Origin of the sequence: Catenuloplanes nepalensis, assembly GCF_030811575.1 — a bacterium.
GTDB classification, from domain to species: Bacteria; Actinomycetota; Actinomycetes; order Mycobacteriales; family Micromonosporaceae; genus Catenuloplanes; species Catenuloplanes nepalensis.
Map to the genome: position 1 here is coordinate 8,726,959 of NZ_JAUSRA010000001.1, position 24,289 is coordinate 8,751,247.

General features: G+C 71.4%; 21 protein-coding genes, 3 tRNA genes and 2 pseudogenes. 21 read left to right on the forward strand and 5 right to left on the reverse strand.

Annotated elements, in window-relative coordinates; genetic code table 11:
• The first annotated feature begins 49 nt into the window (after window positions 1-49).
• The 6 genes from proB (at window position 50) to J2S43_RS37905 (ending at window position 6,793) form a co-directional block, all read left to right on the forward strand.
• A complete protein-coding gene (gene proB, locus J2S43_RS37880) occupies window positions 50-1,153 on the forward strand; it encodes a glutamate 5-kinase (RefSeq protein ID WP_306837476.1) in 1,104 nt (367 codons plus the stop codon).
• A 10-nt stretch (window positions 1,154-1,163) separates the two neighbouring features.
• Complete coding sequence (locus J2S43_RS37885; protein WP_306837478.1) at window positions 1,164-2,411, forward strand: glutamate-5-semialdehyde dehydrogenase; 1,248 nt, start codon at window positions 1,164-1,166, stop codon at window positions 2,409-2,411.
• Between the two features lie 4 nt (window positions 2,412-2,415).
• Window positions 2,416-3,870 carry a pyridoxal phosphate-dependent decarboxylase family protein gene (locus tag J2S43_RS37890; protein ID WP_306837480.1) on the forward strand — a complete coding sequence of 485 codons (1,455 nt, stop codon included), beginning with the start codon at window positions 2,416-2,418 and terminating at the stop codon, window positions 3,868-3,870.
• 181 nt (window positions 3,871-4,051) lie between these two features.
• The gene (locus J2S43_RS37895; protein ID WP_306837482.1) at window positions 4,052-4,900 is read left to right on the forward strand and encodes a siderophore-interacting protein; all 849 of its coding nucleotides are present in this window, start codon (window positions 4,052-4,054) and stop codon (window positions 4,898-4,900) included.
• A gap of 18 nt (window positions 4,901-4,918) precedes the next feature.
• Window positions 4,919-5,443, forward strand: coding sequence for an NADH-quinone oxidoreductase subunit B (locus J2S43_RS37900; protein ID WP_306837485.1), 525 nt, complete (start codon window positions 4,919-4,921; stop codon window positions 5,441-5,443).
• A 9-nt stretch (window positions 5,444-5,452) separates the two neighbouring features.
• On the forward strand, window positions 5,453-6,793 hold the full coding sequence (locus J2S43_RS37905; protein ID WP_370881819.1) for a DUF2252 domain-containing protein: 1,341 nt from the start codon (window positions 5,453-5,455) through the stop codon (window positions 6,791-6,793).
• Window positions 6,794-6,851: 58 nt separating this feature from the next.
• Here the strand turns inward: J2S43_RS37905 and J2S43_RS37910 are convergent, their stop codons facing one another.
• The gene (locus tag J2S43_RS37910) at window positions 6,852-7,892 is read right to left on the reverse strand and encodes a glucose 1-dehydrogenase (RefSeq protein ID WP_306839729.1); all 1,041 of its coding nucleotides are present in this window, start codon (window positions 7,890-7,892) and stop codon (window positions 6,852-6,854) included.
• 72 nt (window positions 7,893-7,964) lie between these two features.
• Between J2S43_RS37910 and J2S43_RS37915 the strand changes: the two genes are divergently transcribed.
• From J2S43_RS37915 to J2S43_RS37925, 3 genes are read left to right on the forward strand one after another with little or no spacing between them, the layout of a single operon-like run.
• The gene (locus J2S43_RS37915; protein ID WP_306837489.1) at window positions 7,965-8,873 is read left to right on the forward strand and encodes a bifunctional helix-turn-helix transcriptional regulator/GNAT family N-acetyltransferase; all 909 of its coding nucleotides are present in this window, start codon (window positions 7,965-7,967) and stop codon (window positions 8,871-8,873) included.
• Window positions 8,874-8,905: 32 nt separating this feature from the next.
• Entirely contained in the window at window positions 8,906-9,637 is a 732-nt protein-coding gene (locus J2S43_RS37920) for an NADH-quinone oxidoreductase subunit C (protein ID WP_306837491.1), read from the forward strand.
• Window position 9,638: 1 nt separating this feature from the next.
• Window positions 9,639-10,601 (forward strand): complex I subunit 1/NuoH family protein, encoded by a 963-nt coding sequence (locus tag J2S43_RS37925; RefSeq protein ID WP_306837493.1) that lies wholly within the window; start codon window positions 9,639-9,641, stop codon window positions 10,599-10,601.
• On the opposite strand, the gene J2S43_RS37930 is transcribed toward J2S43_RS37925, so the two are convergent.
• Window positions 10,598-11,173 (reverse strand): Uma2 family endonuclease, encoded by a 576-nt coding sequence (locus tag J2S43_RS37930; RefSeq protein WP_306837495.1) that lies wholly within the window; start codon window positions 11,171-11,173, stop codon window positions 10,598-10,600. The two genes, J2S43_RS37925 and J2S43_RS37930, sit on opposite strands and share 4 nt — an antisense overlap.
• A gap of 86 nt (window positions 11,174-11,259) precedes the next feature.
• Here J2S43_RS37930 and J2S43_RS37935 point away from each other — a divergent pair.
• From J2S43_RS37935 to J2S43_RS37960, 6 genes and pseudogenes are all read left to right on the forward strand, one after another.
• Window positions 11,260-11,757, forward strand: a pseudogene (locus J2S43_RS37935) (NuoI/complex I 23 kDa subunit family protein); the annotation flags it as partial.
• 5 nt (window positions 11,758-11,762) lie between these two features.
• Window positions 11,763-12,242, forward strand: a pseudogene (locus J2S43_RS37940) (NADH-quinone oxidoreductase subunit J family protein); the annotation flags it as partial.
• Window positions 12,243-12,247: 5 nt separating this feature from the next.
• Window positions 12,248-12,550 (forward strand): NADH-quinone oxidoreductase subunit NuoK, encoded by a 303-nt coding sequence (gene nuoK / locus J2S43_RS37945; RefSeq protein ID WP_306837498.1) that lies wholly within the window; start codon window positions 12,248-12,250, stop codon window positions 12,548-12,550.
• Window positions 12,550-14,544: an NADH-quinone oxidoreductase subunit 5 family protein gene (locus J2S43_RS37950; RefSeq protein ID WP_306837500.1), complete on the forward strand. Its 1,995-nt coding sequence runs from the start codon at window positions 12,550-12,552 to the stop codon at window positions 14,542-14,544. The genes nuoK and J2S43_RS37950 overlap by 1 nt, the downstream gene beginning before the upstream one ends.
• A 14-nt stretch (window positions 14,545-14,558) precedes the next feature.
• Complete coding sequence (locus J2S43_RS37955; RefSeq protein WP_306837503.1) at window positions 14,559-16,256, forward strand: complex I subunit 4 family protein; 1,698 nt, start codon at window positions 14,559-14,561, stop codon at window positions 16,254-16,256.
• Window positions 16,257-16,267: 11 nt separating this feature from the next.
• A complete protein-coding gene (locus J2S43_RS37960) occupies window positions 16,268-17,938 on the forward strand; it encodes an NADH-quinone oxidoreductase subunit N (RefSeq protein WP_306839730.1) in 1,671 nt (556 codons plus the stop codon).
• A gap of 272 nt (window positions 17,939-18,210) precedes the next feature.
• Here the strand turns inward: J2S43_RS37960 and J2S43_RS37965 are convergent, their stop codons facing one another.
• Window positions 18,211-18,705 carry a YajQ family cyclic di-GMP-binding protein gene (locus tag J2S43_RS37965; RefSeq protein WP_306837505.1) on the reverse strand — a complete coding sequence of 165 codons (495 nt, stop codon included), beginning with the start codon at window positions 18,703-18,705 and terminating at the stop codon, window positions 18,211-18,213.
• 175 nt (window positions 18,706-18,880) lie between these two features.
• Here J2S43_RS37965 and J2S43_RS37970 point away from each other — a divergent pair.
• Window positions 18,881-18,964: transfer RNA gene (locus tag J2S43_RS37970), tRNA-Tyr, on the forward strand.
• A 349-nt stretch (window positions 18,965-19,313) separates the two neighbouring features.
• Here J2S43_RS37970 and J2S43_RS37980 read toward each other — a convergent pair.
• Window positions 19,314-19,793, reverse strand: coding sequence for an SbtR family transcriptional regulator (locus tag J2S43_RS37980; RefSeq protein ID WP_306837507.1), 480 nt, complete (start codon window positions 19,791-19,793; stop codon window positions 19,314-19,316).
• A gap of 455 nt (window positions 19,794-20,248) precedes the next feature.
• Window positions 20,249-20,626 carry a hypothetical protein gene (locus J2S43_RS37985; RefSeq protein WP_306837509.1) on the reverse strand — a complete coding sequence of 126 codons (378 nt, stop codon included), beginning with the start codon at window positions 20,624-20,626 and terminating at the stop codon, window positions 20,249-20,251.
• A 140-nt stretch (window positions 20,627-20,766) separates the two neighbouring features.
• Between J2S43_RS37985 and J2S43_RS37990 the strand changes: the two genes are divergently transcribed.
• The 5 genes from J2S43_RS37990 to rpmG all read left to right on the forward strand — a co-directional run bounded on the left by J2S43_RS37990 (window position 20,767) and on the right by rpmG (window position 24,244).
• On the forward strand, window positions 20,767-20,949 hold the full coding sequence (locus J2S43_RS37990) for a hypothetical protein (RefSeq protein WP_306837511.1): 183 nt from the start codon (window positions 20,767-20,769) through the stop codon (window positions 20,947-20,949).
• A gap of 65 nt (window positions 20,950-21,014) precedes the next feature.
• Window positions 21,015-23,558, forward strand: coding sequence for a putative bifunctional diguanylate cyclase/phosphodiesterase (locus J2S43_RS37995; RefSeq protein WP_306837512.1), 2,544 nt, complete (start codon window positions 21,015-21,017; stop codon window positions 23,556-23,558).
• Window positions 23,559-23,718: 160 nt separating this feature from the next.
• A tRNA-Thr gene (locus J2S43_RS38000) sits at window positions 23,719-23,791 on the forward strand.
• Between the two features lie 66 nt (window positions 23,792-23,857).
• Window positions 23,858-23,930: transfer RNA gene (locus J2S43_RS38005), tRNA-Met, on the forward strand.
• A gap of 146 nt (window positions 23,931-24,076) precedes the next feature.
• Window positions 24,077-24,244: a 50S ribosomal protein L33 gene (rpmG, locus tag J2S43_RS38010; protein ID WP_306837514.1), complete on the forward strand. Its 168-nt coding sequence runs from the start codon at window positions 24,077-24,079 to the stop codon at window positions 24,242-24,244.
• The last annotated feature ends 45 nt before the right edge of the window (window positions 24,245-24,289 follow it).

A 24,289-nucleotide genomic window follows, 5' to 3' on the forward strand; every position in this document is an offset into this window, starting at 1 on the left:
TATGGGATCTGCGAAAGGCGGAGCGGGCGAGGGCGCGCAGAATGGGCGGGTGCGCGAAGCGGTGACCGGAGCGAAGCGGATCGTGGTCAAGGTGGGGTCGTCCTCGCTCACCACGGCCGCGGGCGGGATCGACGGGGAGCGGGTGTCGTCGCTGGTCGACGCGCTGGCGAAGCTGATCGACGACGGGCGGGAGGTGGTGCTCGTCTCGTCCGGCGCGATCGCGGCCGGGCTCGCCCCGCTCGGCCTGCGCCGCCGGCCGCGTGACCTGGCCACCCAGCAGGCGGCCGCGAGCGTGGGCCAGGGCCTGCTGATCGGGCACTACGCGGGGAGCTTCGCCCGGTTCGGCCGCACGGTCGGGCAGGTGCTGCTGACCGCGGACGACGTGACCCGGCGTGCGCACTACCGCAACGCGTACCGCACGCTCCGGAAGCTTTTGGATCTCAAAGCCGTGCCGATCGTGAACGAGAACGACACGGTCGCCACCGACGAGATCCGCTTCGGCGACAACGACCGGCTGGCCGCGCTGGTCGCCGCGCTGGTCGAGGCGGACCTGCTGGTGCTGCTGTCGGACGTGGACGCGCTCTACACCGGCGACCCGGCCAAGCCGGAGTCGCGCCGGATCGACGAGGTGCGCGGCGACGACGACCTGGCCGGCGTCACGATCGGAAAAACCGGAAAAGCCGGCGTGGGTACGGGTGGGATGGTCACCAAGGTGGAGGCCGCCCGGATCGCGACCGGCGCCGGCATCCCGGTGGTCCTCACGGCCGCACCCCTGGCCGGCGCCGCACTGGCCGGCGAGCCGATCGGCACGTTCTTCCACCGCGAGCCCCGCAAGCCCCCCGCGGCCCGGCTGTTCTGGCTGGCGCATGCGACCACGCCGCGCGGCAGGCTGCACCTGGACCCGGGCGCGGTGGCCGCGATCGTGGTGCGCCGCAAGTCGCTGCTCCCGGCCGGGATCACGGCCGTTGACGGCTCGTTCACGGCCGGCGAGCCGGTCGACCTGATCGACGCCGGCTCCGGGGTCCCGGTGGCCCGCGGCCTGGTCAACTACGACGCGGTGGAGCTGCCGGTGCTGCTCGGCCGGTCCACGAAGGATCTCGACCCCGATTATCGACGCGAAGTCGTCCACCGCGACGACCTGGTTCTGCTGTAGAGAGGCTGATATGTCGAGCGTGATCGAGCAGGCCGGCCGGGCGCGCACCGCCGCCGCCGCGCTGGCCACCGCGTCCCGGACGGTCAAGGACGCGGCCCTGGTCGCGATGGCGGACGCGCTGGTGGCGCGCGCCGCTGAGATCGTCGAGGCGAACGCGAAGGACGTCGAGTCGGGCCGCGCGGCCGGCCTCTCCGACGCGATCATCGACCGGCTGTCGCTGGACCCGAAGCGGGTCGCGGCGATGGCGGACGGACTGCGGCACATGGCCGGCCTGCCCGACCCGGTCGGCGAGGTGGTCCGCGGTTCCACGCTGCCGAACGGGCTGGAGCTGCGCCAGATCCGAGTGCCGTTCGGTGTGGTCGGCATCATCTACGAGGGCCGGCCGAACGTGACCGCGGACGCGGCCGGCATCTGCCTGAAGTCCGGCAACGCGGCGCTGCTGCGCGGCTCCGGCTCGGCCGCGCACTCGAACGCCGCGATCGTGGCCGTGCTGCGCGACGCGGTCGAGGCGCAGGGGCTGCCGGCCGACGCGGTGCAGTCGCTCGACTCCAGCACCCGCGACTCGGTCAAGGAGCTGATGCGGGCGCGCGGCCTGGTCGACGTGCTGATCCCGCGCGGCGGCGCCTCGCTGATCAGAACGGTGGTGGAGGAGTCGACCGTCCCGGTGATCGAGACCGGCGTCGGCAACTGCCACGTGTACGTGGACGCGCACGCCGACCTGGCCAAGGCGCTCGCGATCACGCTCAACTCGAAGACGCAGCGGCTCTCCACCTGCAACACGGCCGAGTCGCTGCTCGTGCACGCGGCGGTGGCCGACACGTTCCTGCCGTCCGCGCTGGCCGCGTTCGCGGAGGCCGGCGTGACCGTGCACGGCGACCCCCGGGTGCAGACCTACGACGAGCGCGTCGTGCCCGCGACCGAGCAGGACTACGCCACGGAGTACCTGTCCGCGGACATCGCGGTGGCCGTGGTGGAGTCGCTGGACGCGGCGATCGCGCACATCGGGCGCTACTCCACCGGGCACACCGAGGCGATCGTGACCGACTCGGTGGTGGCGTCGCGCGAGTTCGTGGCGCGGGTCGACGCGGCCGCGATCATGGTCAACGCGTCGACCCGGTTCACCGACGGCGGCGAGTTCGGCTTCGGCGCGGAGATCGGCATCTCCACCCAGAAGCTGCACGCGCGCGGTCCGATGGGCCTGCCGGAGCTGACGTCCACGAAGTATGTGGTGACCGGAGACGCACACCTGCGAGGCTGATCTCGTGTCGCTTGATGCGTTGCCGGAGGACGGGGTCCCGGCCGAGACGATCCTGGCCGAGCTGGGTGCGTTGCGCGCGCGTGACCTGCCCACCCACGGCGGCCGGCTGTTCGCGTACGTCTACGACCCCGCGGTCGAGGGCCTGGACGAGCTGACCGCGAGTGCGCACGCGCTCGCGGCACACGTCAACGGGCTCGACCCGACCGCGTTCCCGTCGCTGCTGGCCGCGGAGAACGCGCTGGTCGGCGCGGCCGCGCGGCTGCTCGGCGGTGGCCCGGCCACGGCCGGCACGGTCACCGGCGGCGGCACCGAGTCGCTGATCCTGGCCGTGCAGGCGGCACGGGACGCCCGACCGGAGATCGCGCACCCGCGGCTGGTGGTCCCGGAGACCGCGCACGCCGCGTTCCTGAAGGCCGCGCACCTGCTGCGGGTGACGGTGGACCGGGTGCCGGTCGACCCGGTCACGCTGCGCGCCGACCCGATCGCCATGGAAGAGGCGATCAATCCGGACACGGTGCTGGTGGCGTGCTCGGCCCCGTCCTACGCGCACGGGGTGATCGACCCGGTCGCGCAGGTGGCGGCGCTCGCCGAGGCGGCCGGCGTCCGGTGCCACGTGGACGCGTGCTTCGGCGGCTGGATCCTGCCCTACCTGCGCCGGCTCGGCCTGCCCGTCCCGCCGTTCGACCTCTCCGTCGACGGCGTCACGTCGATCTCGGTGGACCTGCACAAGTACGCGTACGCGCCGAAGGGCGTCTCCGTACTGCTGCACGCGAACGCTGCCCTGCGCCGCCCGCAGTACTTCGCGTCCGCGGACTGGCCCGGCTACACGATGCTGAACGCCGGCCTGGCCTCCACCAGGTCCGGCGGCCCGATCGCGGCCGCCTACGCCACGGTGCGGCACCTCGGCGAGTCCGGTTACCGCCGGCTGGCCGCGCGCACGCTGGGCGCGGTCCGCACGCTGGCCGACGCGGTCCGGGCGACCGAGGGCCTGCGGCTGCTGGCCGAACCGGAGACCACCGTGGTCTGCCTGACCTCGGACGATCCCGGCCTGGACGTGTTCGTGCTGGCGGACGAGCTGACCGCGGGTGGCTGGCACACCCAGCCGCAGATGGCGTACGGCGACGTCCCGCCGACGCTGCACCTCACCGTCACCGCGGCCGTGGCACCGGCCGCCGGTGAGTTCGCGTCCGCGCTGGCCGAGGCGGCCGCGGCGGCCCGCGCGCACGGCCCGGTGGTGCTGCCGGACGAGCTGGCCGCGCTGGCCGGCGCGCTGACGCCGGAGACGCTCACGCCGGAGCTGGTCGCGGGCCTGGCCGAGTCGCTCGGCGTGACCGGCGGGGGAGCGCCCGGCGCCACCGTGAACGCTCTGCTGAACGCGGCGCCACCGCGACTCCGGGAACAGTTTCTGATCGAATTCCTGAGTCTGCTGCAGCGCCCCGCCGTACCCTCAGGGAATTGATCTTGTATTTGTGAGGTGTATTGCGTCCTCGCCCGGGAACCCCGCCTCTGGGCTGCGGCTTTCGGAGTCGCTCGGACGGGAATGCGCATCACAGAAAATTGCGGCGATGAGGGCTGGCGCACCAAGGGCGGTTTGTGGTTAGGCTAGCCTTAGCTCCATTCTCAGATTCGGGAGGCCTGGCATGCCTGAGCCCCGGCGCACGCCGCAGGCGCGGACCGCGATCGTGACCCGCACCGAGCGGATCACGCCGCACATGATCCGCGTCTGGCTCACCGGCGACGAGCTGACCGGATTCGGTGCCGGTGAGTTCTCCGACCACTACGTGAAGCTGTGCTTCCCGCAGGACGGCGTCGACTACCCGGACCCGCTCGACATGGCCGCGATCCGCCGCGACATGCCCCGCGCGCTCTGGCCCCGGGTGCGGACCTACACGGTGCGCTCCTGGAACCCGGCCACGCTGGAGCTGGCGATCGACTTCGTGCACCACGGCGACGAGGGCATCGCCGGACCGTGGGCCGACCGCGCCAAGCCCGGCGACACGCTGACCATGCAGGGCCCCGGCGGTGGCTACCTGCCCGATCCGGCCGCCGGCTGGCATCTGATGATCGGCGACGAGAGCGCGCTGCCGGCCATCGGCGCGTCGCTGGAGCGGCTCCCGCTCGGAGCCCAGGCCCGCGTGTTCATCGAGGTCAGTGGTCCCGAAGAGGAGCAGAAGCTGGCCACCGACGGGCTCGCCGAGATCGTCTGGATCCACCGCGGCGACGCCCCGGTCGGCGGGAGGCTGATCGGGACCGTGCGCGCGGCCGTTCCGGCGTTCCCGGCCGGCGAGCTGCAGGCGTTCGTGCACGGCGAGGCGAACTTCGTGAAGGAGTTCCGCCGGCTTCTCAAGCTTGAGCTGGGCGTACCCATGAGCAGGCTCTCCATCTCGGGTTACTGGCGCCGCGGCGCCGACGAGGACGGCTGGCAGTCGTCCAAGGCGGAGTGGAACCGGCGGGTCGAGGAGGAGGAAGCCGCGCTCGTCGCCCGATAACGGAGTTACAGTGCCTGTGTGACCGGTTTCCCGCAGGTCCTCGGCGAGCCCATCAAGTTCGTGCTGAACTGGGGGCGGCGCTACTCACTCTGGGTGTTCAACTTTGGCCTGGCCTGCTGCGCGATCGAGTTCATCGCGGCCAGCATGGGCCGGCACGACTTCATGCGGCTCGGCGTCATCCCGTTCGCGCACAGCCCCCGGCAGGCCGACCTGATGGTCGTCTCCGGCACCGTGACGGACAAGATGGCGCCGGCCATCAAGCGCCTCTACGACCAGATGCCCGAGCCGAAGTACGTCATCTCGTTCGGCTCCTGCGCCAACTGCGGCGGCCCGTACTGGGACTCGTATTCGGTCACCAAGGGCGTCGACCAGCTGATCCCGGTCGACGTCTACGTCCCGGGCTGCCCACCACGCCCCGAGGCGCTCCTGCACGGCATCCTCCGCCTCCAGGAGAAGATCGCCGCCGAGGACTCCGGCATCGGCGGCGTCTCCCGCCCCGACCCTCGCGCCCTCACCGCCCCGATCGTGCCACCGCCCGCCTGATAAACGGGCATTACAGCTTGTAGTTGGCGCAGCGGGGCTAGCCTCGCGACCATGGGAAGTGATCAGCGTGCCGGGCACATCGTCGACGTACTCATGCGGGAGTTCGGGGACCTGATCGCGGTGGACCCGGCCGCGTTCCGCCGGAAGTTCCGGAAGATGGCGGCGTCGCCGTTCGCGTTCTACCGGGGCAGCGCGGCCCTGTTCTACGCGGACATGACCGGCGACTTCGCGGACGAGCGATACCTGAACGCGCGGACCAGCCGGGTGTGGATCCACGGTGACCTGCACGCGGAGAACTTCGGGACGTACATGAACGGCTCCGGCGAGCTGGTCTTCAACGTCAACGACTTCGACGAGGCGTACGTGGGGCCGTTCACCTGGGACCTCAAGCGCTTCGCGGCCAGCGTGGCACTGATCGGGTACGCCAAGGCGCTCTCCGACGACGTGATCGGCGAGTTGGTCACCGCGTTCGCCCGGGCCTACCTGACGGAGCTGCGCGCGATCGCGCACGGCGGCGACGACGCGATCGGCTCGATCACGCTGGCGAACGCGGCCGGCGTACTGCTCAAGGTGCTGCAGCAGGCCCGGCTCAACACGCGGGTGGACCTGCTGGCCGCGCAGACGACGATCGACAACTACGAGCGGCGGTTCACGCTCGCGGACGGCGTCTACGAGATCGACGACGCGGCGCGGGAGACCGTGACCGCGGCGTTCCAGCGCTACCTGGGCACGTTGCCGAGCCGGCGCCCGGTGGAGGCGCACATCAAGGACATCGTGCTGCGCAAGGGTGTGGGCATCGGGTCGGCCGGGCTGCCGTCGTACAACATCCTGCTGGAGGGCCACACCCAGGCGCTGGAGAACGACGTGGTGATCTACATGAAGCAGGCGCAGGTTCCGGCGGTCGCGCGGCACATCGGCGACCAGGCCGTGCACGGCTACTTCAAGCACCAGGGCCACCGTACGTCCGAGTCGCAGCGGGCCCTGCAGGCGCACGCGGACCCGTGGCTCGGCTACACCGAGATCGACGGCGTCGGGCAGCTGGTCGCCGAGGTCTCGCCGTACGCGGCCGACCTGGACTGGTCCGACGTCAACGAGCGCGAGGAGCTGACCGGCGTGGTCGCGGACCTCGGACGCGCGGTGGCCCGCATGCACTCGGTCGCGGACGACGAGTCCGCCCACGACCTCGTCGACTTCTCCACCGAGGAGGCGATCGTGGCCGAGGTCGACCGGGACGAGCCCGGGTTCGTCCGGCACCTGGTCGAGTTCGCGCACGTCTACGGCGACCGGGCGCGCGAGGACCACAAGGAGTTCGTCGACCTCTTCCGCAACGGCAAGCTGCCCGGCCTCTAGGACGTGGTCGGCGGATCGTCGCCGGCCTGCGCGGCTCGACGAGATCCACCGACTACGCCTAGAACTCCACCGAGATCTTCACCTCGCCCTTGCTCTCGCCGGTGTAGGCGTCCTCGAACGCGTCCAGCGGCACCCGCTTCGTGATCAGCCCGGTCAGCCAGTCACGGTCCGCGCGGGCCAGCGCGTCCGCCGCGGCCTCCCAGTGCCGCCGGTTCGCGTTGACCGTGCCGAACACCACGTTGTTCTCCAGCACCAGCTCGCGGTTGAGCGCGCCGGCGTCCACCTGGTTGCGCCGGCCCGGATTCGAGACGCCGGTCAGGCAGGCCATGCCGTTCGGCCCGACCTTCGCCATCACGTCCAGCACGATCGACGGCACCGCGGTGCACTCGATGATCACGTCCGGCTCGAAGTCGATCTCGCTGACCGGCACCGGGTGGTACGTCACGCCGAGCGCCCGGGCCAGCTCCGGCTTGTGCCCCTCGGTGTTGTGGTCGAGCACGTGCACGTCCAGCCCGCGCTGCGTGCCGAGCAGCGCGGCCAGCAGCCCGATCGGCCCGGCACCGGTGACCAGCACGGTCTCCGGCCGCCAGACCGAGCGCGCGCCGATCCGCGCGATGTGCTCCCACGCCTTCGCCAGCACGCTGGCCGGCTCCAGCAGCACGCCCGCCTGCCCGAGCCCGGGGTCCAGCCGGACCGCGAAGTCCGGCTCCAGCCGGTACCGCTCGCGCGCGAAGCCGTGCCGGCCCTTGATGCCGTGCTCGGTGTACCGCCCGTTGCGGCACATGTCCCACTCGCCGGCCGCGCAGTTCGGGCACGGGACCGGGTCGGGGTGCCGGACGATGCCGGCCACCAGGTCACCGGCCTCGAACGTGCCGCTCGCGTCCTCCAGCACTCGCCCCAGCGACTCGTGCCCGATGACCAGGTCACCGTCGCCGGGCGCCTCGCCGTAGTCGCCGTCGATGATCTCCCGGTCGGTGCCGCAGACGCCGACCGCGATCGCCTCGACCAGCACCTGGCCCTCGTCCTCCGGCGGCTCGGGCAGGTCTTCGGCGAGCCGCAGCGATCCGGCCGTACCCGGCGTGATGGTCAGTCCCCGCATGTCCACCGGTGTTCCCCGGATCGGGGCGATATATTCTTTGACCCAGGCAAAGAATCGGCCGGGAGGGTCGCCATGGACGACATCGCCACCGTGCGCGCGTTCAACCGCTTCTACACGAACCTGGTCGGCGCGCTGCAGGACGAGCACCTGCACACGCCGTACACGCTGACCGAGGCCCGGGTGCTCTACGAACTCGCCGCCGGCCCCGGGCGCGACCTGCTCGACCTGCGCCGCACGCTCGACCTCGACCCCGGCTACCTGACCCGGATCATGACCCGGTTCACCGGCGACGGCCTGGTGGTCCAGGCCCGCTCCGAGGCCGACGGCCGCCGCCGCACGGTCACGCTCACCGACGCCGGCCGGGCCGCCGCCGCCACGCTCGACGCGCTGGCCACCGAGTCGATCGGCACGCTGCTGGACAAGCTCACCGACGCCGACCGCGCCCGGCTGACCGGTGCGATGGGCACGATCACCCGGCTGCTCGCGCCGGCCGCCACCGGCCGCGTCGTCTCGCTCCGCCCGCCGCGGCCCGGCGAGCTCGGCTGGATCGTGCAGCGGCACGGCGCGGTCTACACGGCCGAGCACGGCTTCGACGTGACGTTCGAGGCGTGGGTGGCGCGGATCGTCGCCGACTTCGCCACCGCGCACGACCCCGCCCGGGAGGCGGTCTGGATCGCGGACATGGACGGCCAGCCGGTCGGGTCGATCATGTGCGTTCGGGACGATGACACCACCGCCAAGCTGCGCGTACTGCTGGTCGAGGCGTCCGCGCGCGGGCTCGGCATCGGCGGGCGGCTGGTCGGCGAGTGCGTCCGGTTCGCGCGGGCGGCCGGATACACCCGGATGGTGCTCGGCACGTACAGCGCGATGGCCGCGGCGCGCCGGATCTACACCCGAGCGGGATTCGCGTTGGACGATGCGGTGCCGGTCCGGGCGCACGGGCACGACCTCGTGAAAGAAACCTGGTCGTCGATGCTCTGACACGTACCGTCGATGTCCCTAGGATCTGTCCTATGACGCCCGAAGAGGTCGGCACCCGCCTGATCAGCCAGCTCGGCGACGCCGAGGCGTCGGTCTCGGCCGGCGACGCGTTCGCGCGGGCCACCGTGGACGTGCCGCCCGGGCGCTGGTGGGCCGCGTGTCAGGCGGCCGCCTCCCCGGCCGGACTGGCCTGCGACTTCTTCGACTGGCTCTCCGCGGTGGACGAACTCGACGGCGGATTCGCGGTGGTGGCGCACCTGTGGTCGACCCGCCGCCGCGACGGCGTGCTGATCCGCACCCGGGTGCCGCGGGACACGCCGGAACTGGAGTCGATCGTCGGGCTCTATCCCGGCGCGGCGTGGCACGAGCGGGAGACGTTCGAGATGTTCGGGATCGGGTTCACCGGGCACGACGACCTGAAACCGCTGCTGCTGCCGCCGGAGTTCGAGGGCCACCCGCTACGCAAGGACTTCGTGCTGGCCTCCCGGGTGGCGAAGCCGTGGCCGGGCGCGAAGGAGCCCGGCGAGGCCGCGGCCGGCGGCGGAAAACGCGCGCCGATGCGGCCGCCGGGCGTGCCCGACCCGAACGAGTGGGGACCACAGGCCGGCCGGCTCCCGGAACGCCCCGAACGCCCGGCCCGCCCCGACCGCCCCGCCAGGCCTGCCCGCGGTGCCGGCTCGGCGCGGCCGGCCGTGCCCGGGACCATGCCGGTGCCGGAGCCGCCGCCGATCGCGGAACCGGAGACCGACGGGACCGGTGCCTGACATGCCGCTCTGGGTGGAACTGCTGATCCGGATCGCCGGCGTGGTGGTCGCGTTCCTCACCCTGCCGCTCATCGTCGGCCAGGTCGAGCACAAGGTCATGGCGCACATGCAGGGCCGGCTCGGCCCGATGTACGCCGGCGCGTTCCACGGCTGGGCCCAGCTCGTCGCGGACGGCGTCAAGTTCGTGCAGAAGGAGGACGTCACCCCGCGCGCCGCCGACGCGCCCGTCTTCAAGCTCGCCCCGCTGGTCGCGCTCGTCCCGTACCTGCTGGTCCTGCTGGTCATCCCGCTCGGCCCCGGCGACCTGGTCGCCCAGCCACTCGACATCGGGCTCTTCTTCGTCCTCGCCGTCGTCGGCGTCGGCGTGGTCGCGGTCCTGATGTCCGCCTGGGCCTCCGCCAACAAGTACTCGCTGCTCGGCGGCCTCCGCGGCGCCGCACAACTCCTCGGCTACGAACTCCCGCTCGTCCTCGCCGCCGCCAGCGTCGCGATGGCCGCCGGCACGCTGTCCCTGCCCGGCATCGTCGAGGCCTGGCAGCCGTGGTGGCTGATCTGGCAGGCCCCCGCGCTCGCGGTCTTCTTCATCGCCGCGCTCGCCGAGATCCGCCGCCCGCCCTTCGACATGCCGATCGCCGACTCCGAGCTGGTCTTCGGCTACATGACCGAGTACACCGGCCTCCGCTTCGCCTTCTTCCTCCTCGCCGAATACGTCGGCATCGTCGTCATCTCCGCCCTCACCACCGTCCTCTTCCTCGGCGGCTGGCGCGGCCCCTTCGCCGACGACACCCTCGGCTGGCTCTGGACCCTCATCAAGATCTTCGCGGTCGCCTTCCTCATCATCTGGCTCCGCGTCTCCTACCCCCGCCTCCGCGAGGACCAACTCCAACGCCTCTGCTGGCTCATCCTCGTCCCCGTGGCCCTGGCCCAGCTCGTCCTGACGGCCGCGGTCCGGCTGGCGATCTAGAAAAAGCGCGGCATCAGCCGGGAAACCGGAATATCGATGCTCCACGGCTCGTCGATCTTGAGTTGATCCGCGTGCCGTCCGGTCTCCCGGTAAGAGCCGACGAGGTCCAAAGCGTGAGTTAATATGAGGATTTTTCCGTCTTCGATCTCTATGCGCCAGTAATGCGGAATGCCAGCCTCGGCATAGAGGTTCGGCTTGAGCACGCGATCTATCGCCATGGAGGTCGGCGAAACGATCTCCACGGCCAGTGCGATCTCGTGCGGCTCATACATCCGAGAGCGGTGCTGAGCCGCGTCGGCCGTAATGACCAGAACATCTGGGATGAACGTGCGGCGAGGCCCCAGGCGGATCTCTACGCCCTGGACGACCTCCAGATGTTCGGGGCAGGTCTCCTCCAATGTTCTTTCCAGATAGCTTGCGATCTTCTGATGTGCGCGGCTGGGCGCAGGACACACGAGAAGCAACCCATCAATCAGTTCCCGGCGGACCCCGTCTTCGGGAAAGCGTTCGAGATCATCGACGGTCAGCCCCAATCCTTGAGCTGAGAAATCGTCATTGAGCGCGGCGGTCATGGCTCCTCCGTTCCGCGAGTTCGATCCTCACGGTACCGGAAGATCTATTGCGAGTGTGCTCGCATGAGGACGGTCGAAGGGGCAGGATGAGGCGCATGGCTGTGCCTGGCGAAGGGTTGGCGAAAGGGCTTGCCGTCACCCTCAAGACGATGACCCGCCGCGCGACCACCCAGCAGTACCCGGATGTGCAGCCGGAGCTGCCGCCGCGGTCGCGTGGGGTGATCGCGCTCCTGGAGGAGAACTGCACCGTCTGCATGCTGTGTGCCCGGGAGTGCCCGGACTGGTGCATCTACATCGACTCGCACAAGGAGGAGGTCGTGGTGCCGGGGGCGGCGCGGGCGCGGCAGCGGAACGTGCTGGACCGGTTCGACATCGACTTCTCGCTCTGCATGTACTGCGGGATCTGCATCGAGGCGTGCCCGTTCGACGCGCTGTACTGGACGCCCGAGTTCGAGTACGCCGAGCATGACCTGAAGGACCTGCTGCACGACAAGACGCGGCTCGGCGAGTGGATGGCGACGGTGCCGCCGCCGCCCGCGCACGATCCGAACGGTGAGCCGTCCAAGGAGGAGCGGTTGGCGGCGGGCGCGTGACCGGCGCGGACCTGCTGCTGCTCGCGCTGGGCGCGGTGGCGGTGGGCTCGGGCGCGCTGGTGGTGCTGACCGATCACCTGGTCCGGGCCGGCCTCTACCTGGTCGTCTGTCTCGGCGCGGTGGCCGGGCTCTACCTGGTGCTCGCGGCCGAGCTGGTCGCCTGGGTGCAGGTGCTGATCTACGTGGGCGCGGTCGTGGTGCTGCTGCTCTTCGCGGTGATGCTGACCCGCGCACCGATCGGCCGCTCAGCGGACCTCAACCGGCCGGCCTGGCCCGCGGCCGTGATCGGCGGCGGCGCCGGGCTGGGGCTGGCGGCGCTGCTGGCGGACGCGTATCGCTGGGTCGAAACACCACAACCCACGCCGGGCACCGCCGAGCGGCTCGGTGAGGCGATCTTCCAGACCTGGGTGCTGCCGTTCGAGGTGCTGTCGATCCTGCTGCTCTCCGCGCTGGTCGGCGCGATCGTGGTGAGCCGGCGCTGATGCATCCCACGATTCCGTACGTGATCGCCGCGCTGCTCTTCGGCCTCGGCGTGTTCGGCGTGCTCCGGCGGCGGAACGCGATCCTGCTGCTGATGGCCGTCGAGCTGATGCTGAACGCGGTCAATCTCGTCCTGATCACCGCGGGGGCCACGCACGACGAGACGCTGGGCCAGGTCTTCGCGCTCTTCGTGATCGTGCTGGCCGCGGCCGAGGTCGGTGTGGGCCTGGCGCTGATCCTCACGCTCTACCGGTTGCGGACCACCGTGGCCGTGGACGAGATCGACCTGGCGGAGAAGCACTGATGGCGCTGGTCACCTTCATGATCGCCGCCCCGCTGCTGGTCGGCCTGGGCTGCCTGCTGCTGCCGTCGACGAGGCGGGGCCGCTTCCCGGCCGCCGCGTTCGGCATCACCGCGGCCGCGCTCTCGCTGGCGACCGCGCTCACGCTGCTGGCCACGGCGGGCGAGCCGATCACCGGAGCGGTGGAGTGGGTCCGGATCGGCGACCTCACCGTCACCCTCGGCCTGCGCGCGGACCTGACCGCGATCCAGGTGTCCGTGGCGGTGACCGCGGTGGCGCTGGCCGTGCAGGTCTACTCGCTCGGCTACCTGCACCGCGACGAGCGGTACGCGCCGTACGCCGCCCAGGTCAGCCTGTTCACGGCCGCGATGCTGCTGGTGGTGACCGCGGACGACCTGATCCTGCTGCTGATCGGCTGGGAGGTGATGGGTGCCTGCTCCTACCTGCTGATCGGCCACGACCGCTCGCTGCCGGAGGCGCCGGCCGCGGCCGTGAAGGCGTTCCTGGTCACCCGGGTCGGCGACGTCGGTTTCCTGCTCGGCATCGCGTTCCTGGCCACGCACGCGGGAACCTTTCACATCCCGGAGATCCTCGCGGGTACGTACCCCGGCTGGATCGCTCTGCTCCTGCTCGCCGGCGTGGCCGGCAAGAGCGCACAGTTCCCGCTGCACACCTGGCTGCCGGACGCGATGGCCGGCCCGACGCCGGTGTCCGCGCTGATCCACGCCGCGACCATGGTGGCGTCCGGCGTCTACCTGGTCGCCCGCCTCTACCCGGTCTTCACCCAGACGCCGCTCGCGATGAGCGTGCTGGGCCTGGTCGCGGCCGTGACGCTGCTGCTCGGCGCGCTCGCCGCGACCGTGCAGGAGGACATCAAGCGCGTGCTGGCCTGGTCGACCGTGTCGCAGATCGGCTACATGACGGCCGCGCTCGCGGTCGGCGCACCCGGCGCCGCGATCTTCCACCTGCTCACCCACGCCGCGTTCAAGGCGCTGCTGTTCCTGGCCGCCGGCTGCGTGATCCACGCGGTCGGCAGCAACCTGATGTCCCGGATGGGCGGCCTGCGGCGGAACATGCCCGACGTCTTCTGGTGCACCGTGATCGGCCTGGGCGCGCTGGCCGGGCTGCCGCCGCTGGCCGGGTTCTGGAGCAAGGAGAGCGTGATCGGCGCGGCGGCCGAGGCGAGTGACGGGCACGGGCAGGTCCCGGCCTGGATCGCGCTGGTCGTCTGGGTCGCGTCGCTGCTCGGCGTGGCGCTCACCGCGTGGTACTCGACGCGCCTGCTGCTGCGCGTGTTCTTCGGCCCGGTTCCGGCGGCCCGTGCGGAGGAGCGGGAGCGGGGGTCCACGCCGGAGCCGTCGGTCGCTCCCGCGTTCGTCGGCAAGCCCACCTACGTGGAGCTGGAGGCCGCGCGGAAGGCGCAGGCGCTGGCCCGCAAGGAGGTCCAGGAGGCGGTGGAGGCGGCCGAGCCACCGCTGCCACCGGCGCCGCGCCCGCTGGATCCGCCGGCCCTGCTGCACTGGCCGGTGATGGCGCTGGCGGTGCCGAGCGCGCTGCTCGGTCTGGTCGTGTTGCTGCCGGACGCGCGTGCGGACCTCGGGCTCGCCGCGCCGCACGTCTCGCCGTCGCTGATCTCGGCGCTCGCGCTGCTGGCCGCCGGTGCGGTGACCGCGTGGTGGCTGTGGCGACGCCGCCCGGACGCGGACCCGGCGACCGTGCTCGGCCGCCTCCGGCCGGTTCTCGCGAACGCGTTCTATCTAGATCAAATTCAGGATCTCTCCATGGTACGGCCGGCGCGTGCCCTCGCCGCCGCGCTGCTACGCGTCGACGAGTCGGTGGTGGACGGCGCCGTCGAGGGCACCGGGCGCGGCACGGCCGGCCTCGGCGGGTGGCTCGCCCGCGCGCACCGGGCCCCGCTGCCCCGGGCCGCCACCGCGCTGCTCGCCGGCGTGCTGCTGATCGGCGTCGCGGCCGCGATCCTGGGCGGTGCGGCGTGAGCACGCCGGCTTTGATGGATGCCGACCTCTCGTCCGTGCTGCTCATCGCGCTGCTCGCGCTGCCCGCTCTCGGTGCGCTCGCGGTGGCGTCGATGCCCGCGGCGCGCGACCGTCAGGCCCGCGTGCTCGGCACCGTGATCGCCGCGGTGACGCTCGCCGCGGCCGTACCGTTGCGGTGGGGAAGCGCGGAGCGCGGCTGGCTCGCGGACTCCCACGACTTCGACGGGCCGCCGCCGCTGCCGTGGGCACTCGTGGATCTGCCCTGGGTGCCCGCGCTCGACCTGCGGTTCCTGATCGGCGTGGACGCGATCTCGTACCCACTGGTGGTGTTGACCGCGCTCTTGACCCTGCTGTGCTGCGGCTACACGGTCTGGCGGGTGCCGCCGGGTGGGCCGGGCCGGCTGCTGACCGCGCTGCTCCTGGTGATCGAGGTCGGCATCCTCGGCACGTTCCTCGCGTTCGACCTGATCCTGTTCTTCGTCTTCTTCGAGGTCGTGCTGCTGCCCATGTACGCGGTGATCGCGATCTGGGGCGGCGCGCACTACGGGCCGGACTCCGCGGACCACGGGCCGCAGCGGGCCGCGGCCCGGAAGTTCGCGCTCTACACGCTGTTCGGATCCGTGCTGCTGCTGGTCGGCGTGCTGGTGGTGGTGAACGCGGCCGGCACCTCCTCGCTCCTGGACGCGCCGTCCGGACTCGACCGCGGCACCCAGATCTTCGCGTTCACACTGCTCGCGATCGCGTTCGCGGTGAAGAGCCCGCTCTGGCCGCTGCACACCTGGCTGCCGGACGCGCACACCCAGGCGCCGACGGTCGGCAGCGTGATCCTGGCCGGGGTGCTGCTGAAGATGGGCACGTACGGGCTCGTCCGGGTCGGGCTCGGCGCGGCGCCCGCGGGTGCGGAGGCGGCGTCCGGCGTGCTCGGCGTGCTGGCGGTCGCGGCGATCCTCATCGGGTCGCTGGTCTGCCTGGCACAGACCGAGCTGAAGCGGCTGATCGCGTACTCGTCGGTCGGGCACATGGGCTTCGTCCTGCTCGGCATCGCCACGCTCACCGCCACCGGGATCCAGGCCGCGCTGCTCGGCAACATCGCCCACGGGGTGATCACCGGCCTGCTGTTCTTCCTGGCCGGGGCCGTGAAGGACCGGGCGCACACCGGCAGGCTGGACGAACTCGGCGGGCTGCGGGAGAACGCGCCGCGGCTGGCCGGGCTGCTCGGCTTCGCCGCGATCGCATCACTGGGGCTGCCCGGACTGGCCGGGTTCTGGGGGGAGGCGTTCGCGGTGGTCGCGGCCGTGCAACGCGGCGGCGGGCTGTGGGTGACGCTGGCGGTGCTGGCCGCGCTCGGCGGCGCGCTGACCGCGGCCTACCTGCTGCGGCTGCTGCGCCGGGTGACGCACGGGCCGGCCTCGCCGGCGGTGTCGCTGCTCGTGCCGTCGTGGTCGGTCGCGGGCGCGCTCTCCGCCGCGGTCACCGCCCGAACCACCGGTGACTCCCCAGCCGCTCGGGATGGTTCCTCCGTTCCCGACGAGGAGGCGCCGGTCGTGGCCGGGTTGCCGGAGCGGCTGGCGCCCGGGTGGCCGACACCGGCGGAGCTGCTGGCCTGGTCGCCGCTGGTGATCCTGGTGCTGCTGCTCGGCCTCTGGCCCGCGCTGGTGCTCTCCGGCACCGACGTGCCGATCGGTGTTCTCCTGGAGGCGGTACGCCCGTGACCATCGACCAGATGGCGCTGCTCCCGGCCTACGCCGCCGCCGTGACCGCCCTGCTCGTGCTGCTGATCGACCTGTTCGGGCCGCCGCGCGCGGTGATCGCCGGCACCGCGGCCGGTGCGGTGCTGACCGCGGCGGCCGCGGTGTTCACCGGTCTCGAGCCGGATCGCGGATCATTCTGCGTGGACGACGCCTGCTCCTACCTCGCGACCGACCGGGCCGCGGTGGCCGGCGTGCTGTTCGCGCTGCTGGCGCTGGCCGTGCTCGGCCTGTCCACGCCGATGCTGCGCGCGGGTGCGGTGCCGGCCGGCGAGTACTGCTTCCTGCTCGCCTGCTCGATGACCGGCGGCGTGGTTCTCGGCGCGGCCGGCGACCTGATCACGCTGATCGTGGCGCTGGAGACGCTGACACTCCCGCTCTACCTGCTGGTCGGACTGCGCCGCAGCGCCTCGCCGCGCGCGGTCTTCACCGGCGCGGATGCGCCGGTCTACCCGGAGCCGTCGCTCGCGGACGGGGACGTCCGGCTGCACGCGGAGGAGGAGGTGGCGGCGGAGCAGTTGCGCATGCAGCGGGCCGGCGCGGACTCCGCGGTCACGTTCTTCGTGGTCAGCGTGGTGGCGACGTCGATCACGCTGCTCGGCGCCGCGCTGCTCTACGCCGCGACCGGCGCACTCCACCTGAGCGCGCTGTCCACGCTGGCCGGGGACGGCTCGTCCGGCTCCGGGGTTCTCTCGTCCGGCTCCGGGGTTCTCGGGGGCGGCCCGGCCGACGGCGGTGCGGTGTCGCCCGGCGGTGGTGCGGCACTGGCCGGCGGTGGTGCGGCACTGGCCGGGGTCGGGTGTGCGTTGCTGGTGGCCGGGCTGGCGTTCAAGGTCGCGGCCGTGCCGTTCCACGCGTGGGCGCCGGCCACCTACGACGGCGCGCCGCTGCCGGTCGCCGCCTACCTCTCCACCGCGTCCAAACTCGGCGGCGTGGTGGCGCTGCTCGCGGTGGTCGGTGTGCTGCCGGTCGCGGACACCGGCCGGGTACTCGCCGTGCTCGCAGTGCTGACCATGACGGTCGGCAACGTGGTGGCGCTCCGCCAGACCCGAACGGTCCGGCTGCTGGCCTGGTCGTCCGTGGCCCAGGCCGGCTACATCCTGGCACCGCTCGGCGCGCTGATCTCCGTGTCCGGTGCGCCCGCGGACCCGCCGGCCGCGACCGACCCGCTGCTCGCCGCGACGCTGGCCTACGCCGCGTTCTTCGTGCTGCTGGAACTGGCCGCGTTCGCCGCCGTGGTGGCGCTGCGCCCGGCCGCGGCGGACGGCGGCGAGCTGGCCGACTTCCACGGCGTGGCCCGGCGGGCGCCGTGGACCGGCGGGATGCTGGCGTTCGCGCTGATCGGCCTGGCCGGGCTGCCACCCGCGCTCGCCGGCCTGTTCGCCAAGGTGACCGTGATCCGCGCGCTGGTCGACGGCGACGCGGCATGGCTGGCCCTGGTCGCCGCGCTCAACGCCGTGATCGGCTTGGCCTACTACGTGCGCGTCGCCGCGCTGCTCTACGGCCCGCCCACCAGGGACGGCTCCGCCGGCACCGGCTGGTCCCACGTCCCCTGGCCGGTCGGCACGGTCCTGGCCGTCGCCACGATCCTGGCGGTCCTGCTCGGCTTCGCCCCCGACCCCCTCCTGCAGCTCACCGCGCTCTAGGACGCGTTTGACGGATCTTCGCCGGCCTGCGGCGTGGCCCAGGCGCCGCCTGGCCACACGTCACACAAGCCCACACACAACCCAGCCGGCACCTGGACAGCTCGCCTCGGCTCGACGAGATCCATCGAACACGCCCTGGCGGCGCCCCTCTCTCGTGATCGAGGCGTCCCCATGTCGTTCCAGCGACACGAGGACGCCCTGATCACGGGGCCTGGGCCAGGCCTGACTGCCGCGCAGGGGCCCGGCGCGGCCGGGACCCTGCGCGCGTTCGCTCAGCGGTAGTTGGTGAACTGCAGCGCCACCCCGAAGTCCTCGGACTTCAGCAGCGTGATGACCGCCTGCAGGTCATCCTTCTTCTTGCCGGTCACCCGCAGCGAGTCACCCTGGATCTGCGCCTGCACACCCTTCGGCCCCTCGTCACGGATCTTCTTGCTGATCTGCTTCGCCTTGTCCGTCGCGATGCCCTGCACGATCTTGCAGTCGATCTTGTGCGTCTTGCCCGACGCCCGCGGATCCCCCGCCTCCAGCGACTTCAGCGAGATGTTCCGCTTGATCAGCTTCTCCTTGAAGACGTCAAGGGCCGCACTCACCCGAGCCTCGGTCTCCGCCGTGATCGTGACCCCGTCCTCACCCGCCCAGGCGATCTCCGCCCCCGTCCCCCGGAAGTCGAAGCGCTGACCCAGCTCCTTCTCGGTCTGGCGGAGGGCGTTGTCCACCTCCTGGTGCTCCACCTTGCTGACGATGTCGAACGACGGGTTGGCTGCCATGCCTCTGCTCCTGCTGTTCCTGCTGGGACATATGAGATCGTCTCGGTCCGGGCCGCCCTGCGACCCCTCCCACCCTGCCGACCGTACCCGGTTGCAGACCCTCCGAGGGCTCCCGCTATTCTGGCTCTCGCCAGCGCGTCGGGTAACGCGGTGGTGGCTTCACGATTCATGCCTTGGCGGGTTGCCCGAGCGGCCAATGGGAGCGGACTGTAAATCCGTCGCGAAAGCTACAGAGGTTCGAATCCTCTACCCGCCACCAGGCAGAGTAAAGACCCCCGATTAGCGGAAACGCCGATCGGGGGTCTTTGCCGTTTTATCCAGCTGAGACCAGCCGAGTCCGGCTGTCTACGGGTAGTCGTGGGCACCTGGTGGGCAGGTCGATGATGCTGTTCCCGCCGGTCGCGGCCCTACGTGCGGCCACGCACGCACCCCACCCGCCTGAGCGTCCCGTCTGCCGTCGACCCTCCCAACGGGGAGCGGTCCGGCGCCGGGGCTGCCGGCTGGTGGAAGCTCGCCCGCAAGCAGGCGCTCATCCCCGAGCAGGTGGAGTCCCCTCTCGCCCGCCGTGCCTACGACCTTCGCCACGCCGCAGCCTCCCTTCTCCGCGTCTACGCCAACTGCATCGACGGCGGCGAGGACGGCTTGCACGACCGGATCGGCGGCGCGCTCGGATGGCCACTGTGACCAGCGGCCGACCGCGGGCAGATCGTGGGCAAGGGCAGGCGGGACGTCGATGGCCAGCTCAGCACCAACGCTATCGGTTGTAGGAAGCCGAACGATGCCGTGCGGGCCTGGAGGTCGGCGGGCCAGGCTGCGGTGAGCGCACCCTGGCTGGCCGCGGTGAGCAGGGCCATGACCTCGTCGAGGCGGACCTCCGTGCGTACCCGCGCATGGGTTTGATCGTGATTCAGCAGTGTGGCGACGGCGTCGCGGAGGCCGGCGAGCGCGGGCGCGGCGGTGATGTCGGTGGAGAGCAGCGTGACGACGGAGTGGGCGGCGGCGGACTCGGCGACCACGGCGGTGAAGAAGTCCTCCAGCGTGGTGGCGGTGGCGGCGCGGGTGGCCAGGCGGTCCCGGGTGTCCTTCATGATGGCCGCGAGCAGCGCGTCCTTCGTGGGGACGTGCTGGAAGACGGTGCCGATGGCGACGCCGGCGCGGGGGCGATCTCCTCGGTGCTGGCGGCGGGGCCCTTCGCGGCGAAGACCTCGGCGGCGGTCGCGAGGATGCGGGCGCGGTTGCGGGCGGCGTCGGCGCGCAGCGGTTTGTCGGTCAACGTGCGACTTCAGGGCGGGTGGCGTCCCCAGCCTATGTTTGCTGCCGTACCGACGATTTAACGGGCCCGAATCCAATGACGCGCACGTGCAAATGCACAATCATTCGATGAGGGTACGAATTTCTCGCCGGCCCCTGACCGAAAGGTACCGGTCAGGGGCCGAGGTGAAATCCGTTGCTCCTCGGCGTGAACGATCCGGCTCACTGAGCTGTTGCGGCCGCGTGGCGTACCGGCGAGCGGCCGGACCGTGGGGAGAGAAGGGGCGCGGGGTCAGCCGACCTTTGCGGCCAGGACCTCCGCCAGCACGTCCACCGGCACTTCGACCACCGTCTCGTGTGACGGGATCTGCAGCTGGGCGAGTGCGTCGGGGTCGGTCACCCGCCAGCCCTGCACGACGAACGTGTCGCGGTCGGTGCGGTACAGCGACGGGCAGTTAGTGTTGCCCGACAGCACCGTTTTGCGGATGAATGTGAGCTTCATTCGCATTTCCTCCTGCTTCTTGCCTTTGTCGCTTTGGCCCGATGCCGTGCGATCTGGAGGCATTATGGCCATGCGGGAGGACTTGGCAACGGACAATGTGGGTAGTGCGCACGCATGGTGGACCGCGCGGGCGTCGTTGCGGATTTGTAGCGCCATTCGGTCGCGCATGCTCGTACTTACGGACAGAATTGCTGGTACTAACGTCCGACCAATGGTTGCGGGTTTTGTGGCCCTCTGACCGTGTGGGACGATCTAAAAACCCCGGCTCCGACGGGGTCTGCTCAAACGGTGCGAAATGGAGTCCCCCGATGTCCGCAGGTGTTGTCGGAACCAAGGTTCAGCAGCTCATCCTGGTTGCCCTCCTCCTGGTGGCCGCGGTCGCCACGGGCCTGTTCCTGGCGCAGGCGTCGGGTGCCGGTGCCGGTGCGCACGCCTCCGCCGAGTCCGAGAGCACGGTCGTCGTGCTGGCCGACCACGGCTTCGAGTGGTAACGGTCGATCACGCCGCCGGCCGTTCGGCCGGCATCGCTTGAGATCTTGGCGCGCGAGGAGGGTTCGTGCCTGAAGCCGTCAGACGGCCCTCCCCGCAGCGCGCCTGGTATGTGTCCGGGCCGCTCGCCGTCCTCACGGTGGTCCTCACCATCGCGGCCCAGATCGATCGGGACATCCCGCAGTCCGACCTGCTTCTGATCCCGATCTTCTTCGCGTTGTTCCTGGTCACGGACGCGACCACGTTGTGGACGACGTCGCGCCGGCAGGGGCTGAACGTCACGCTCAACGAGACCGCGATCGTCCTCGCGTTCTTCTTCATCTCGCCGCTCACCATGGTGGTGCTGCGCTGCGTCGAGCGGATCGCGATCGGGGTGTACCGCCGGGAGATACCGGCCCGGCTGTGGTTCAACGTCACGCTCGCGACCTCCTCCGCCGCCTTCGGCTACGTGGTGATTCGCGCGCTCGGCTCGGTCGGCGCCGACGTCACCCCGCGCACCTGGCTGGTGCTGATGGCGGGCGTGCTGGCCGCCACCCACTTCGGCCTGATCGCCGTGGTGCTTGTGCTCGGGCTGGTCGAGGGCAACGTCTCCGGCTCGACGGTGCTGCGCATCGCGGTGCCCGGCCTGCTGGTCAGCGCCGGCAACGTGATGCTCGGCCTGGCCGTGCTGCTGCTGATCGAGCAGACCCTGTGGGCCCTGATGATCATCGGCGCGCTGGTCCTGTTCGGCGTCTTCGCCTACCGGTCCTACTCGCAGTTCACCGAGCAACACCGCAAACTCTCCGAGCTGTACGACCTGGTGCGCGACCTGAAGGGCACGGTGCACGACCGGGCGCTGCCCGACGTGCTGCTGCACCGCGTCCTGGCGCTCATCCACGCGGACTGGTCCACGCTCTGGCTGCCGGCCTCGTCCCGGCACCTGGAGGTGCTGCTCAGCGCGCGGCACAGCGCGAAGGGACTGCTGGACACCGTGGTCACGCCGGCCGCGCTGCGCCGCCGCGCGCTGGAGACCGGCGAGAGCGTCCTGATCACCGACCGGATCGGCGACCCGGCGCTGCGCGAGCTGCTGTCCGCGGACGGCCCGCGGGAGATCATGATCGTGCCGCTCTTCTCCGGTGAGGTGCCGATCGGCACGCTGGAGGTGGCGGGGGAGCGCAACCGGCACGCGCACTTCGACGCGGCCACGGTCTCGCTGATGGAGCTGGTCGCGGCGCACGCGGCGGTCGCGGTGGAGAACTCCCGCCTGGTCGACCGGCTGCGCTACGACGCGTACCACGACGGGCTCACGAAGCTGCCGAACCGGCGGCGGATCACCGAGGCGCTCGCCGAGTCGGTGACCGTGAACGCGCCGGACGAGGTCGTCGCGGTGCTGCTGCTGCGCCTCGAACGGCTGCACGAGGTGAACGAGTCGCTCGGCCAGGTCGCGGGTGACCGCCTGGTGGCCGAGATCGCGGAGCGGCTGCGCGCGGCCGCGCCACCGGCCGCGCTGGTCGGCCGGGCCGGCGGCGACGAGTTCGTGGTCACGCTGCGGAAGCCGTCCGTCGAGGCCGCGACGCAGCTTGCCACCCGCCTGCGGGACGAGATCCGCGGCACGGTCCGGATCGACGACCTGACGCTGATGGTGGACGTGGCGGTCGGCGTGGCCGTGCACCCGGACGACAGCCGGGGCGAGTTCGGCCACGCGGACAAGGCGGACCGGCTGCTGCAGCGGGCGAAGCTGGCGACTGCCACGGCCCGGAGGTCGCAGTCCGGCGTGCAGCGCTTCCACGCCGGACTGGAGTCGCGGGTCACCCGGCGGCTCGGCCTGGCGGACGATCTGCGGCAGGCGCTGGAGCGGGACGAGATCGAGGTCTACTTCCAGCCGAAGGTGACGCTCGCGGACCGGCGCCTGGTCGGCGTGGAGTGCCTGGCCCGGTGGGAGCACCCGGTGCTCGGCACGGTCTCGCCCGAGGACTTCGTGGCGGTGGCGGAGAACACCGGGCAGATCGGCGCGCTCACCGAGGCGGTGCTCCGCGCCGGGCTGCAACGCTGCCGGGACTGGCCGGACTCCGAGGACCCGCTCTCCATCGCGGTGAACATCTCGGCCCGGCTGCTCGACGAAACGGACTTCCCGGCTCAGGTCAAGGTGCTGCTGGAGCACTACGGCGTGGCGGCCGGCCGGGTCACGTTCGAGATCGGCCAGCCGGCGCTGACCGTGGAGAACGAGCGGCCGCTGCCGGTGCTGCGCCGGCTCCGGGACCTCGGCGTCCGGATCTCGGTGGACGACTTCGGCGTGGGCGCGTCGTCGTTCGGCTACCTGCGGCGGCTGCCGGTCGTGGAGCTGAAGGTGGACCGCCGGTTCGTGCAGGGCATGGCGACGGACCCGGGCGACCTGGCCGTGGTGCGGGCGGCCGTGATGCTGGCCCGGCAGTTCGGGCTCAGCGCGGTGGCCGAGGGCGTGGAGAGCGAGCTGGCGCTGGATCTGCTCACCGACATGGGGTGCGAGATCGGGCAGGGCTTCCTGTTCAGCCGGCCGCTGCCGTACGAGCGGCTGGAGGCTTGGTACTGGGCGCAGACCGAGGTCGAGGCGACGCCGTCCGGTGACTTCCGACGGCTCCGCGCGGTCCCGTAGGGGCAGGTTCAGGCTGTCGGTCCCGATAGCGGCGGCAGCCGGGCTGACCTGCGCTTTCACCACCGGCGACGCGCCGAGGGGTATCCGATTTCGCCTGGGGAAAGTGGCCGTGTACGCTTATGCCTGCACGTCACGGGAACGAAAACTCCCAGGCGGGTAGGCCCCCTTAGCTCAGTCGGCAGAGCGTCTCCATGGTAAGGAGAAGGTCTACGGTTCGATTCCGTAAGGGGGCTCTTCGGTCGGAGTGACAACCGACCCTCAGGCTTCGCCTGCCCATGCGGGCACGCGGCCTGGAGCGCGGCGGTGTAGCTCAGATGGCAGAGCAAGCGGCTCATAATCGCTGTGTCGCCGGTTCAAGTCCGGCCACCGCTACTTCGTCCGGGGTCCTGATCCCCGGTCCGGGGGTGCACCACGTCGGCCCCCGCTTTGCGTACCGCGTGGTCTGTCTCCTACGCTGGTACGTCGTAGTATTCAGGTCGTAGGGATTTCACCCCGCGTTTCGAGGAAGGCACCCCGCCGTGGCTAAGGCGACCGACGTCCGTCCCAAGATCACCTTGGCGTGTGTGGAGTGCAAGGAGCGCAACTACATCACGCGTAAGAACCGCCGTAACGACCCGGACCGCGTCGAGCTGAAGAAGTTCTGCCCCCGGGACGGCAAGCACACGCTGCACCGCGAGACCCGCTGACGCCTTCGCGGTCACATACGCCATCCTCAGGGCACCCCCGGTTCG